At 49.4% G+C, this 14,140-nt stretch carries 13 protein-coding genes; 3 read left to right on the top strand and 10 right to left on the bottom strand.

Annotated elements, in window-relative coordinates; translation table 11 throughout:
- The first annotated feature begins 9 nt into the window (after positions 1 to 9).
- The 3 genes from vorB (at position 10) to HUU58_06845 (ending at position 3,509) form a co-directional block, all read left to right on the top strand.
- Positions 10 to 1,398, top strand: a complete 1,389-nt coding sequence (vorB, locus tag HUU58_06855) for a 3-methyl-2-oxobutanoate dehydrogenase subunit VorB (protein NUN45385.1) — start codon at positions 10 to 12, stop codon at positions 1,396 to 1,398.
- On the top strand, positions 1,395 to 2,843 hold the full coding sequence (locus HUU58_06850) for a 2-oxoacid:acceptor oxidoreductase family protein (GenBank protein ID NUN45384.1): 1,449 nt from the start codon (positions 1,395 to 1,397) through the stop codon (positions 2,841 to 2,843). The genes vorB and HUU58_06850 overlap by 4 nt, the downstream gene beginning before the upstream one ends.
- A 255-nt stretch (positions 2,844 to 3,098) precedes the next feature.
- Positions 3,099 to 3,509 (top strand): hypothetical protein, encoded by a 411-nt coding sequence (locus HUU58_06845; GenBank protein ID NUN45383.1) that lies wholly within the window; start codon positions 3,099 to 3,101, stop codon positions 3,507 to 3,509.
- A gap of 249 nt (positions 3,510 to 3,758) precedes the next feature.
- Here the strand turns inward: HUU58_06845 and HUU58_06840 are convergent, their stop codons facing one another.
- The 10 genes from HUU58_06840 to HUU58_06795 all read right to left on the bottom strand — a co-directional run bounded on the left by HUU58_06840 (position 3,759) and on the right by HUU58_06795 (position 14,115).
- The gene (locus tag HUU58_06840) at positions 3,759 to 4,652 is read right to left on the bottom strand and encodes an ATP-binding cassette domain-containing protein (GenBank protein NUN45382.1); all 894 of its coding nucleotides are present in this window, start codon (positions 4,650 to 4,652) and stop codon (positions 3,759 to 3,761) included.
- Positions 4,649 to 5,194 (bottom strand): DUF4416 family protein, encoded by a 546-nt coding sequence (locus HUU58_06835; protein ID NUN45381.1) that lies wholly within the window; start codon positions 5,192 to 5,194, stop codon positions 4,649 to 4,651. Before HUU58_06835 ends, HUU58_06840 begins: the two co-directional genes overlap by 4 nt.
- 24 nt (positions 5,195 to 5,218) lie before the next feature.
- Complete coding sequence (locus HUU58_06830; protein ID NUN45380.1) at positions 5,219 to 5,926, bottom strand: YebC/PmpR family DNA-binding transcriptional regulator; 708 nt, start codon at positions 5,924 to 5,926, stop codon at positions 5,219 to 5,221.
- Positions 5,927 to 5,942: 16 nt separating this feature from the next.
- Positions 5,943 to 6,290 (bottom strand): hypothetical protein, encoded by a 348-nt coding sequence (locus tag HUU58_06825; GenBank protein ID NUN45379.1) that lies wholly within the window; start codon positions 6,288 to 6,290, stop codon positions 5,943 to 5,945.
- A 1-nt stretch (position 6,291) separates the two neighbouring features.
- Positions 6,292 to 7,710, bottom strand: coding sequence for a DNA repair protein RadA (radA, locus tag HUU58_06820; protein ID NUN45378.1), 1,419 nt, complete (start codon positions 7,708 to 7,710; stop codon positions 6,292 to 6,294).
- A gap of 30 nt (positions 7,711 to 7,740) precedes the next feature.
- Entirely contained in the window at positions 7,741 to 7,899 is a 159-nt protein-coding gene (locus tag HUU58_06815) for a hypothetical protein (protein NUN45377.1), read from the bottom strand.
- A 215-nt stretch (positions 7,900 to 8,114) separates the two neighbouring features.
- Positions 8,115 to 8,795, bottom strand: a complete 681-nt coding sequence (locus tag HUU58_06810) for an SUMF1/EgtB/PvdO family nonheme iron enzyme (GenBank protein NUN45376.1) — start codon at positions 8,793 to 8,795, stop codon at positions 8,115 to 8,117.
- Between the two features lie 146 nt (positions 8,796 to 8,941).
- Positions 8,942 to 10,444 (bottom strand): dienelactone hydrolase family protein, encoded by a 1,503-nt coding sequence (locus HUU58_06805; GenBank protein ID NUN45375.1) that lies wholly within the window; start codon positions 10,442 to 10,444, stop codon positions 8,942 to 8,944.
- A 110-nt stretch (positions 10,445 to 10,554) separates the two neighbouring features.
- On the bottom strand, positions 10,555 to 11,610 hold the full coding sequence (locus HUU58_06800) for a helix-turn-helix transcriptional regulator (protein ID NUN45374.1): 1,056 nt from the start codon (positions 11,608 to 11,610) through the stop codon (positions 10,555 to 10,557).
- 84 nt (positions 11,611 to 11,694) lie between these two features.
- Entirely contained in the window at positions 11,695 to 14,115 is a 2,421-nt protein-coding gene (locus HUU58_06795) for a hypothetical protein (GenBank protein ID NUN45373.1), read from the bottom strand.
- Positions 14,116 to 14,140: the final 25 nt, after the last annotated feature.

Raw genomic sequence — 14,140 nt, 5'->3', positions numbered from 1 at the left:
GACACGGCGATGAAAGCCAGACCTAAACCATTTGTAATGCCCGAATTTTGTAAAGGCTGCGAACGTTGCGTCGAAGCCTGCGCCAAAGGCTGCATCACACCCGGGCACGAAGTGCATCCCGTCAGCGGGATGATACCGATCGAATTGCATCTCGAAGAATGCTCCGGCTGCGGGCTCTGTATCAGCGCCTGTCCCGAACCTTTTGGGTTACGACCGCTGGAAAACGAACCTTTTGTCGAAATGGTGGATCCGTTTTCGCTCAACGGTCCGCGCCCCACTTCCTCGCAACCTGCCGAAGATATCGCGGCACGCCTGATCGCATTGCCACCGAGCGAACCGCTTGTCATCAAAGGTACGTACGCTTCCGCGATCGGCGCGCTGCTCGCAGGATGCCGTCATTTTTACGGTTATCCTATCACGCCGTCTACCGAAGGTTCGGAACTCATGGCGAAATTATTGCCCGAACTCAACGGCGTTTTTGTGCAGGCCGTGAGCGAAGTGGCGGCGGTCAACTATCTGTACGGCTGTGCATCGGCCGGTTTACCGTGTATGACGTTTACTTCGTCACCCGGATTTAGCCTCATGCTCGAAGGTATTTCTTACATGATCGGCGCAGAATTACCCGCTGTGTTTGTCAATGTCATGCGCGGTGGCCCGGGACTGGGCAATATCGGCCCGGAACAAGCAGACATCAAACTCGTGTGCCGCGGACTCGGTCACGGTAATACGCATGCGATCGTACTGGCACCGTCTTCTCCGCAGGAGATGATGGATCTTACGATGCAGGCGTTTCAGCTTGCCTTCAAATACCGCAATCCCGTGATCGTCGTCGGTGACGGCTATATGGGCCAGATGACCGGTAAAGTGGAATTGCCGGATCACATGATCAAACCCGGGTTGCCGGCATGGGCCGTATGGGGCGACGAAGCGCACCGCGGCAATCTGATTTCGTCCATTCAACTCAGCGAACAGGATCTCGAAAAACATAATCTGATGATCAATCAAAAGTATGCGCAGATGACGCATCATGAACAGCAGGCCGATCTTTTCCGGTGCGAAGATGCGGATGTACTCATCGTAGCCGCCAATACACCCGCACGCATGGCCAAAGGCGCTGTACAGGAATTGCGCCGTCAGGGTATGCGCGTCGGACTCTTCAGGCCGATCACATTGTGGCCTTTCCCGATAGATCGGCTCAAGCCGCTCTTGTATCACGTCAAACAGATCATCTGCGTCGAAGCCGGCAACGGACAACTGGAGGACGAATTGCGTTTAGCGATGAGCAAAGCCGAACTGCCGATGCCGCGGGTAGAACATGTCCGTCATTTTGGCGGCGTACTTCCGCAAACGCACGAAATCGTTGAAAAAGTTTTATCGATGGAAGAGGTGATCGCATGAAAACGAGCGTATTTTATGAAAATTTTGAGCGGCACGCCCACGGTGAAGGACTCAAAGGTCATTCGACCCACTACTGCCCGGGATGTGGCCACGGCTTGGCACATAAGTTTTTAGCCGAGACGATAGACGAACTGGGTATACAGGATCGTACCATCGCGATTTCACCCGTCGGATGCAGCGTATTTATGTATTATTATCTGGATGTAGGTAATACCCAAGCCGCACACGGACGCGCTCCGTCGGTAGCGATCGCTCATAAGATGGCCAATCCCAATTCGATCGTCATCAGTTATCAGGGTGACGGCGATCTTGCATCCATAGGCTTGGCAGAAATCATGCAGGCCGCGCAACTGGGCATTCCCATCACCGTGATTTTTGTGAATAATGCAATCTACGGTATGACCGGCGGCCAAATGGCGCCCACCACGCTGATGGGACAAAAAACATCCACCTCACCGCACGGCCGCGATACGATGATGGGTATGCCGCTGCGCATGTCAGAAATCCTCGCGCAGATGGACGGGCCTGTCTATATCGAACGTGTCGCTTTGTACGACAGCAAACAGCGCGTGCATGCCAAAAAAGCCATCAAAAAAGCTTTGCAGCTTCAGGTCGAAGGCCGCGGATTTGCGTTCGTCGAGATTTTATCGGAATGCCCCACGCATCTCAAGATGACACCTTCGGAAGCGGAAGCCTGGGTAGAAAAAGAAATGACGGCTGTATTTCCGCTGGGCGTAAAAAAAGACGTGCCGCGCGAACCGTGGTTTATGCTGGAGGAACCGAATTTTGATGCAGCCAAGATGATGGAAAAGATCAACGCTTCATCGCAAAAGGAAAAACGTTTTTGTACGGCGTTCCCGCACCACATCGCACCGCACGATATCGCGCTGAAGCTCGCAGGGTCCGGCGGTGACGGCGCACAAACGGCAGCTATGCTGATCACCCGCGCCGGTATCAATGAAGGTTTTGATGCAACTCATATTCCAAGCTACGGACCCGAGTCGCGCGGCGGCACGTCCTACGCGGATGTACACATCGCGGAAGAGGAAGTGCTTTCCCCTGCTTCACCGCATCCCAATGTCCTCATCGCATTTAATGCGCCAAGCCTTCTCAAATTTGGTCCGCAGGTTGCTGCCAATGGTATTATTTTATACGACAGCTCCGTGATCCCCAATCCACCTAACTTTAATCACGGTGTACGTATGTATGGCATTCCTTTTACTCAGATCGGTATGGATCTTGGCCGGGCGATGGTCAAAAATATCGTCGCGCTCGGCGCACTCCAGGCGGCGACTCAGATGTTTCCCAAAGATACATTCCTTACCGCCATTCGTCAGGCGCTCAAAGACAAATGCGCCATGATCCCGCTCAACGAAGAAGCTTTTGATTGGGGAATCCGGGCATTCCACGGCGAAATAGCCAAGCCCGGTGAACCCGTGGTGTAATACGCCGGTTAATGGTAGGACGACTCCCCTTCGTAAGAAGGGGAGTTTTTTTACTACCGTCACACACAAGCCCCTCCACAACATGACATAAAGCACATTTTGTACGTGTCGCTTATTTTATATCCATCTTCTTCAGTCCCTCGTGTAGCAAATCTATAGTGACACTGCTCATGCCGCAAATAGCGCCGATTTCGTATTTTAATCAGGCCAGCACTAGCAATCATGCTACGGCTCAAATCACGTTGTGAGGCTTTTATGCTGCTCAGATCAATGAAGATAACCATCATCGTAGCTCTGGGATTAGGAATGCTCAAATCCTGCTCGGACGACAGTTCATACGAAAGTATTGCCGGTGAATGGGAGGGAACCGTATTTACCGGCGAAGGCGATTCATACATTGAGATGAAGCTTGAACAAGATGCTGAAAACGTATCGGGCTATTTTCGAGTGATTGATCAGTTTAGTGACGGCGGCGGCGACAGCGGTACGATCGAAGGTACGATGGACGGTGATCAGTTTACCGGGCATGCGCATGGTTCCTATTGTTCACCGGATATTGACATGACGCTCACTCACCCTGACACGTTAGCCGGTCATGTTCACATGGGTGCATGCGACGGCGGCGTGACACACGCGCTCACGATTTACCGAAAGCCGACATTATAACACAGTAAAGGGTTTGGGAGAAATCAAATAACTTGAGACTGTGATCACTATACATACTTTTTTCATAGCGAGAGGAATCTAGCTGCTAAGAGAGTGTGTGTACCCAAGGGAAAGTTTATATTTTTATCTTGGTTATCAATCTGCTCATTCGTGTAATTATTAACCCGGCTACGCAGCAAATTTTTTATGTCAAACAATGAAATTCTGTAAATCAAAGGCAGATGCCTTCCGATGTAGCCTCCCATCGCTCTAGTTCTTCGTCACTTTCAAAAAAATATCTTCCAACGTAGGATGAACGCGTTCGATACCTTCGATGCCGTCGAGTGTTGCAATACGTTGTAATATCTGATTAAATGACATGGGGGCCGGCGGAATGCCGTCCAATATCTGATCCGAAATGTGCAGGGATGACCATGCCATCGTGTTCAGCACTTCGCGCAGGGCTTCTGCGGAACCGGTCAGGCGTATGCGTCCGTCATCGTGCTGACGTCGTATCGCTGCGATCGTGTCATGAAGTACAGGTACGCCGTGATGCATCATACAGATACGACGACAGAGTTTTTCGACATGCGTCATCTGGTGCGCTGAAAAAATCACGGTCATACCGGCATCCGCCAGTTCGCGTATCCATGCACGCATGAGATTTTGATTGACGGGATCGAGTCCGGAAAACGGTTCATCTAAGATCACAAGTTCCGGTTTGTGAAGCACGGTACAGATAAACTGTATTTTTTGTTGCATGCCTTTGGAGAGTGCCTCGAGACGATGCGTGGCATACGCGGAGAGTTCCGTTTTTTCAAGCCAGCGATGCGCTTCGGCCAACGCTGTTTTTTTAGACAGACCTTTGAGTTTGGCAAAAAAAACGATCGTATCCAGCACGCGGCTGCGGCGATAGAGCCCGCGCTCTTCCGGCATATATCCGATGCGATCATTAAACGACGCCTGCAAAGGTTCGCCGAGCCATGTGATCCGGCCTTCGTCGGGTTTGATCATGCCGATGATCATACGCATGGTCGTGGTTTTACCCGCGCCATTGGGCCCGATCAGGCCAAATATTTCACCGCGCTCCACTTCGAAAGACAATCCTTTGACCGCCGTTGTGTCAGCGTAGGATTTGACGACATGATGCAGGGCGAGGCTCATACTTCGTTTTGGCGTAGGGTTTTGATTTGCCGGATATACGTTTCGCGCACGTGATTAAAAAATTCGATCAACGCCGGTTGTTTGACGTCGGCAAAAGTCCAACTGATCGGAAAAAAAGTCGGTTTTTTATACATCATCTGCAGATCGGAATAAATATTTTTTCCGATATACACGCGGTGCGGCAGATTTTTAGTTGTCGCCATGACGAGTTTGGCATCGGCGATATAGCCGGGATCTATATTGGCCGCACGTTTTCCGTCCCGGGTAAAGTGCTGATCTTCAAGCGCATTGGAGCGAATTTTGTAATCTGTTATAGCTTGGATATCCACCAGTTTTTCGAAGGACACGTACTGTTTTTGGATCACCGCGCCCATCTCGTCTTGATAGTACGCCGTAAAATCAAAATCAAAAACCGGCGAACGCGCATCCATAGGACCCCACTCCGCTTCGATCACGCGGTAGATCGTTTCCGGGTTGACCTCCGGATTCCAAAATAATCCGCAGATCAGTTTGACCGGTTCTTGTTTGAGGATCGCGCCCATTTTTTTAAAACCCGTTCCGTGCGATTATTTCATGGCGTGAAAAACATTTTGTACATCGTCATCTTCTTCGATGGCTTCGACTAATTTGATGACGTCTTCTTCTTGTTTTTCGTTGACATCCGTTTGCGTGGATGGAATATACTGCAATTCCGCCGATTTGACGTTGAGTTTTTTCTCTTCGAGCGCTTTTTGCATTTTGACAAAGTCGCCAAAAGACGTATAGATATAGATATCTTCATCATCCACGGCAAAGTCTTCCGCACCGTAGTCTATCATTTCCAGTTCCAGTTCGTCGGAGTCCACGCCTTCTTTACCGATTTTAAAAACGCCTTTACGTTCGAAAAGAAACGCAACCGAACCGGAGGAACCGAGCGTGCCGCCGTGTTTGGTAAAGTACATGCGAATATTAGCCACCGTACGCGTGGGATTATCCGTGGCGCATTCGACGATCATGCCGATACCGTGCGGGCCGTATCCTTCATAGATGATTTCCTGCAATTCTTTCTCATCTTTGGATGAAGCGCGTTTGATCGCGGCATCCACGCGGTCTTTGGGCATATTGGCGGCTTTGGCATTGGCGATAGCGGCGCGCAAACGGGGATTGGTATTGGGATCGGGGCCGCCTTGTTTGACGGCAATGGCCACTTCTTTACCGATACGGGTAAACGTTTTTGCCATCCGGTCAAAACGGGCAAACATTTTGTATTTACGTTTTTCAAAAATACGACCCATGGTCTTCGTCCTTTATTTATCGTGAAAATGTCAATTGATACTTCAAATATTGCTTCGGCATGAATTCTTCATAAAACTCGGCGCCGATTTCATGCATGGCATCGGTGATCATTGTCTTCACAACCGGTTTGGTTTCCCGATCAGTATGTACGATCAATACGAGTTGATCCTTCTTTTGATGCGCATCCAGATCAATGTGTATTTCCTGTGTGCTCACCGAACGCAGATTATCCACCAGCGCATTCAGCACGATCACCAGCGGTTTGATTTTTTCGATGACCAGCGTGCATCCGGTATCCAAACAAAGATGCGCCGGAAATCGTTTTTTTTCATGCAAAGCGATGATCCAATCCCGCAGATACATCTCAGGACTCCGTGCGTCCGGTATGTGCGGTGACCGCGTCTAAAACTTCTTCGATGCGGCGAATGCCGATCAGATTGACGCCGCTTACAAAACTCACGTCTTTCATATTACTTTTTGGCAGGATCACGGTTTCAAATCCCAGTTTGAGCGCTTCCCGCACCCGTCGTTCGGCAAAACTGACGGCGCGTACTTCGCCGCCGAGTCCGATTTCACCGATGACCGCCGTATACGGATCCACGACGAAGTCGCGGTGGCTTGATGCGACGGCCAGGGCCACAGCAAGGTCGATCGCCGGTTCATCCGTTTTTAATCCGCCCGCGATATTCAAAAAAACATCGTATTGCCCGAGCGGTATACGTGCGCGCTTTTCGAGAACGGCAATCAGCAGTTGCAGGCGGCGTAGATCAAAGCCCGATGTCGTGCGCTGCGGCATGCCGTAGTTGGTCACGCTGGCCAGCGCCTGCACTTCGACCAAAAGCACGCGCGAACCTTCGACGACCGGCGTTACGACGGAACCGGAATGATGGAGGTAGCGTTCCGATAAAAATAATTCCGATGGGTTGGCTACTTCGGCCAAACCTTCCTGCCGCATTTCAAAAATTCCGATTTCGTTGGTTGAACCAAAACGATTTTTTACGGCGCGCAAAATGCGAAAAAGATGATTGGTATCGCCTTCAAACTGCAACACGGTATCTACGATATGTTCCAAAACTTTAGGGCCGGCGATCATACCGTCTTTGGTCACGTGGCCGACGAGGAATATCGAAATGCCGTGCGTTTTGGCTAGATGCATCAGGATGGCCGTACATTCGCGCACTTGCCCGACACTGCCCGGTGCGCTTTCCATTTCATCGCGGTACAGCGTCTGGATGGAGTCAATCACGACGACCTGCGGTTTGGTTTGCAAAATATGCTGCAGGATTTTATGAAGATTGGTTTCCGCGACGACCAGCATGCCGCCGTGCGGAGCCTGGATGCGTTCGGCACGCGATTTGATTTGCTGCACGGATTCTTCGCCGGAGACGTACAGCGTTTTGGCGCGTTGATAGGCCGCCATCTGCAAAAGCAACGTGGACTTGCCGATACCCGGTTCGCCACCGACCAAAACAAGCGACCCTTTGACGATACCGCCGCCCAGCACGCGGTCCAGTTCGGTGATACCGGAAACTAAGCGGTGATCCGGTCGCACTTCGATGCGATCCAGCGTTTGCGGCGTTTCCGAAAAATCCGCATACGTCGAAGCGTCCACCGCGCCGAACTGCTTGAGTATATTATCCGGCGTGCGTGCCGAGGACGATTCCGTAGCCGATTGTTCTTCGACCATCGAATTCCACGTCATACACTCCGGACAGCGTCCGAGCGATTTGCTGGACTTGTAGCCGCACGATTGGCAGACAAAATAAGATTTGGTTTTAGCCATGACACCGCTGTTTTACAAATGCGGCGCAATCTAATACGATAGCACGAGAATTTCTACTAAAAACACACCGATACGACGACCGATCACTTGGGCGTGCCCCGTCACGCCTGTGGCGTGTCGGGTCGGGCTGGCTTCGGGCTGTCGGCCTCCGCAGCGCCTTTGGCGCTTTGCGTGGGCTACGTGCGCCACGGCGCCGCGCGCATCATCTCACAGAATTTGAAAGCGTAAACACTTCTACGGCGTAGTTGCTGCAGATCGGTTTGTTATGATCGATAATTACATTCTTATGTATACCTATATCAAGGTTAACTACGAGTTGATTGCTTTTCGAGCTAATGTTACCCGCATTCGGGCTGTTTTATACAATCACGCGCTATAAAACTCATAGTGTTTTTTTTGGAAATTCACTCAGGAGAAATAACGACCCGAAAGCCAAGGTCTTGAGCTCGTGCAATTGCGCCGTGGCCAGGCTGCCTGAAAAAAACGGATGCGAATGATACCGGAAACGCATAACTCCCGCCTCGCATCACAGCGCCGCGCGAGCCATCATTTCGCCGGGCGGAATCGGCCACACTCTCCTTCGTGTAATTGGCATAATCATCGGCTGTCCATTCCCAAACATTGCCCTGAATATCATACAACCCGAAATGATTGGGCGCTTTCTGAGCCACGTCATGAATTCGCATCCCGCTATTTTCTGCCGTCCAACCATTGACAAACTCTATCCTCTGCCCTCCACGACACGCATATTCCCATTTAACCTCCGAGGGCAAATGGATCGCTAATCCGGATCGCCGGCTCAACCAAATACAATAGGCCTCCGCATCCCGGCGGGTGACGAAAACAACCGGCTGAGCATTGACCAGCGCAAAGTAAGGATTTTTCCACGACGCGTCAGATTTCTTCGTAAAGCCGGCTGAATCGCGAATCCAACCGCCGCCAAGGGTTTCGGGTTCTGTGATATATCCCGTCTCCGCTACGAAGGCCTGAAATTGCTCAACCGTCACTTCCGTCTCCCCCATCCAGAATTCATTCACAGCTGCACGATGTACGGGTGAAGCTTCGGCAAGGCTGTCCGACCCCATTTCATATTTTCCTCCCTGAATCCTAATGAGCCGAGGGGTAGGAATTCCGAGCTTGCTCAATACTCGATTGGGATCAGTCTCGCAAGACTGCAAGGCAACAAACAGCATCAGGCAAACATATTTATAACTTTTTTTCATATTTCGTTTCACTTTTTTAATCTCTGTAAGCGATCTTCCGCACTCTTGCGAAAACCATTGATGGCCGATTCCGAAAGGTTACTTGATTTCAGCGCGTCCAGACATTTCTTGGTCCATAATTCGGAATTCTTTCGATCCTGCATTGCCTCATACGTATCGGCAAGACCATCCATGCCGTAAAGAGATGGAGAATACTCCCGCAGCATCCAGTTGAAAACGTCGAGCGCTTCTTTTGTTTTTTGACGATTCAAAAGCTGGTATCCTATCCAGTTCAATGAAAATTCCGAATAGGGAGCGATCTTCGGATAAAGCGATATATCTCGGGCCAAGACGACCCGCGCTGAATCGACACCGAATTCTGAAAAAACATGAAGCAATAAAAATCGATTTGATCTTTGCCGAAGTTTATCATAGGCAGCCACGTAGTCTGAATTCTTTTGCAGGGAAGAGTATTGCGGAATTTCGAGGATATTCCAGTTTGCAATCCAGCCCACTTCCTGAAGGCGACTCGTCCACAGAATCGCTTCCTCAGTGTTTCCCGCCATGGCCGCCGCTTCCAGAGCTTTGAGTCCCATATCACCGTAATTTGAGGATCCCAGGCGAATGGCCTCTCGGTACGACGCCAAACACTCCGCGTATTGACCGGAACGAACTTGATAAACTGCCAACTTTTGCCACGCCGCCCCCTTTTGCGGTGTAGCTCGCACAGAATCTGACGCTGCTCTAAGAAGTTTAGCAAGTGGAGTTACAAGTTCACCGAGACCCGATTCATGAAGTTTTGGATTTTCCAAATGATTTTTTGCAAATTGAAGAACTGTTCGAATCAAGTAAACAGAGTAATCGTTCGGATCCTCCACTTCAAACCCATGGTGTCCGCCTGAGTAGTTGATCAGACTCCAGGGAGCATTTGCGTGAATGGCTTTTTTAAACAGAAAGTCAACTGCGGAATTCGTCAAAACATTGTCTAAACCTGATCGAATCACCAGTATAGGCAGATCCATACGAAAGGAGTTAATTTCAGAATTCCCGTAAAAAGCCAAACCCGCCTTCAGATATGTGCGAGCCGAATCCATCATTAGTCTCATCCCTCGATTCATATTAGCTGAAGCTGCGTACACAGCAATCCGATCGGGATCTACTCCGAGCGATTGTCCGTTCTTTCTCAAATATTCGATCAGGGAGTCAAAAACCTCCTCCGCACGATCGGAACGGGTGTCAAAGTTGATTGCCGCCAACCCGTCCGCGGCCGCGGCTATTCCCCATCCTTTGTAGATTCCCCATGTTCGTTGCGGGCCGCCTACCATGTTGAGGAAGATCAGAATCGGCCTATTCCGTGACTCCCGCGGCTGATAGAGATCAAAAAAAAGCTCCTTGCCGTCCGCCTGACTAAATAAAATATCCGCCTTGACAACAATCCCTGTCGTGTTCGGCGGACGAAAAACAAATGGCTTATCTTGACACACTCCAAACCCATTATAGAGAAACATCCAAATTGCCACAATCCGTTTCATGAACATATATCCTTTCTTCATTGTTTCTAATATAAGGATACGTCATCAAACGCTATAATTCATCCGTCCCGATAAGTTCGGGAGAATATCAAGGTAAAAATTTGTACGATTTAAGCAGCATCGAAGGTATAGGTAGTAATTACAAGCGTGTTTCTGTCCCGGCGGAATGCGGAAGGTGTGGTTTTTACGATTTTTTTGAAAGCGTCGTTGAAACTTGAGAGTGAATTGAATCCGGATTCGTAGGCAATCGCGGCAATCGTCAGATGATCGTGTTCAGGGCTCCGCAGGAGTCGAACGGCCTCCGCGACACGAAATTGTTGAACAAATTCATAAAAATTTCTTTTTTCGACAGAATTAATAGCCTGTGAAATATGGTGACGAGGAAGGTTGACGACAGACGCCAAACGATCGATGGTCAGATCAGGCTCCAAGAACAGTTTATGGGACAACATGGAGGAATGGATCCGACCATACAATGTCCCCACATCCGCTTCCGACAGACCGGAATGAGCATATTTATCACTCGGCTGTACGGACTCAGTTCGATGTCGAAGCGCTTCAAATGTAGCCCAGTAAACAAAGACACTCAACGACAGAAAGAACAGTCGAATCACGGGCGAGTCCAAAAAGAAAAATGTCGCGGCATGAAGGGCGAAGATTATTAGAAGTTCCGCCGCTACAATAGCAATCACAAAGCGACGTACAAACCGTTCGGCGTTCTTTTCCCTGACAAGTTGAAGCATTTTCCAAGTCAGGACACCCAAATGTACGATCTGAATCGATCCTGCGATCCATACGCTCGAAAGCAGGTCGTAGCCCCATCGCAAACCCATCCATGAGAGCCAGAATCCGGCAATGGGAAAAACAAGGAAGAGCGAATCAAATTTCCTCCAAGCAGGTTCTCCCATCGCGACCCGTACATATCCGTAAAGAAAAATCGGAACCCACCACGGTAACAAATATGAGAATTGGTATAAACTAGTCGCATGATGCATCATCCAGCTCTTTGCTGCGGCTTTTGAAAAAATCTGGACTGCCAGTGCTGCCATAAGTAAAACAAGCCACGGTTTAGCACGATCTGTCGTTCGGCGCATCAAGAGAACAGACAAGAAAATGGTTTGAAATCCGCCGGCAGCCAAAAGCCAGGCATTCAGTTGATCGGTCATAGGAAGAATCTCATTCCTTATTTACGTTTTTAAATTTACTCATTCCTGATTTCATCATTCACCATACCGAGCCAATGATCACATTTACAACAACGCTTGTAAAATATCCTTTTGCCAGTCTTCCCATGTATGTGAACGGTAGTAGGCTTGGATGCGGCGACGATACGGACTCTGATCCGTAAAATAATCCAAAATATTTTTCGCACGGTTACTCAGCGATTCATTGGCATTGAGCGCAGCATCCAAAAGATTTCCGATGACTTTATCGTCTAAATAATTGAGCCGCTTGAGCGCACTCATCGCATTGCGCCGTGTACCAAATTCGTATGCGTTGCTGCTGTAGTCCACGATCTGCATCAACGCATCTTTATCACCGCGATTGACTTTTTGCTCCAGCCAATCCATTTTGATTTCATTGGATAATCCGTATTGATCTTTGGTCATATCCAGATAACGATCGGCATGGACCGGATATTGATTGATCAGGCGTGCCAGCGCAACACGTACGACGTTGTACGAACTGTCCGACAATAGTTTTTCGAAATCGGGCAGCATGGTTTGCGGAATGCGGCCGACATTATTGATCACCGCCTTACGCACTTCCGGCCAAGTATCGGTGATCGCGCGACGAATAATAGCCCTGCCGGCTTCATCTTCATCATGGACCAGTTGTTCGGCGACTTCGGCTTTGAGCGCGTGAAATGTTTCTTTATCGTAAACGCGTATCAGGAGTTCGCGTTTGGACGGCAGGTCGTACGCACGCAGCATGACAAGCGCATCGTAACGATCGATCATATTAGGCGCCTGTAGTGCCTGTGCCGCCAGTTCATCAAAATGTTTTTCAAATTCATAGGACTTGGTGACCCAACTGCCCGGATCAAAAAGCACAAAGGCGATCTCTTTATCATGGGTATTGGGAACCACCACGGTGGTCACCGTGTTTTCGATCCATTCACGCACGCTATCTTTGGTACCGTCAGCATAGTGTACCTCAAAATCAATCGGCATTTTAAAAAGCCCCGTCAGCTCATCGGTCTTATGCGTTTGTTGCACGGTGATTTCCGTCTGACGGCCCGAAGTACGGCGCAGATCAAGATAACTGATTTTGTAATGCGGTTCACCGCCGCGATAAATCCATTGATCAAAAAACCACTGCGGTGCGACGCCCAGCGTATCCATAAACGAACGCATCAGGTCGTAGGTTTCCACATTTTTATAACGGTTGTGACTCAAAAAATGATATACAGCGCGACGTACGGCATCACGACCCCAGACATGATTCATCATATCTATGACGGCCGACCCTTTAGGATAAAAGCGTGCCGTGCCGGCTTGCGTATGCGTGATCGGAAGACGATTGTTTTCCGATGCATTGATTGCCTGATTTTGTTCTTCACGGCGTTTCCACTGATACATGTCTTCGCCGTACACATGATACATACCGAGTTTGCCGTAGTACGTCGCAAAACTTTCCTGCAGCCAGAGATGTTTCCAGTCATACATCGTGATCATATCGCCAAACCACTGATGCGCCTGTTCATGAAAATCGGTATCCACATAGTTATCATCATTAAAAGCACGGCGGTCTACATACCAAAAGTCACCGAATAAAACAGCCGTCGTATTTTCCATCGCGCCCGTCACGAAGTCGGCAACGGGTATATTGGCAAAAACACCCCACGGATAAGGGATGCCGATTTCTTTTTCTAGAAAATCCATCGCCGTAACGGTATGGCGGTACGTCGGTTCGATACGATCGGCCTGATCGGGATAATACCACAACTGAATCGGAACGCCGCTTTTGGATTTGAGGTTTTTAACTTCATATTGTCCGATCGCCAGCATCAGCAGATACGGCGCATGCGGTAGGCTCATGGCATACGACCAACTCTTGGTACCGTCTTTGTTGTCTTTTTCTTTTTGCAGTTTACCGTTAGCAATGACACGGTACGCTTTATCAAACGTGATCGAGGTCTCGTGAATCACTTTATCGTTGGGATCATCATACATAGGTATCCAGTGGCGATGGTCGCGTTCCTCACCTTGCGTCCAGATCTGACGCCGCATACGTTTGGTACTGTCATTCCATCCGACGAAATAAATACCTTTACGCGGATTGGCTTCGTAAGTAAAAGTGATACTGTCCCGGACATCGTTCCATGTCAAGGCCGGTTTGGCAAAAACGGTAATGCCTTGCCCGGAATTGACAAATTGGGCCGTTTTGCCGTTGATCGTCACGTCGGTCACGCGAAGATTGACTCCGTCAAAATAAAGCTGATCTAAGGATGCACGCAGCGGTTTGAAAACGTGCGTGACTTTGCCTTTGACCAGACCTTTGGGCGGATCAAACTGCACGTCCAGTTTCATACGTTCGATATTGATCGTATGCTCGCGGGGTGTGATTTCTTTTTCATGATAATAACGTGCCGTGGGATATTCGGTATATTGTCCATACGCCGCGGACATGCTTAATAAAAATGTGAAGAATACAAAAAGATAACGCATCAGTCTGACCTTTGTTACTTGGCTT

It is taken from the genome of bacterium (assembly GCA_013360215.1).
GTDB lineage: Bacteria > CLD3 > CLD3 > SB21 > SB21 > JABWCP01.
This window is presented reverse-complemented; position numbering and strand designations above follow the sequence as displayed.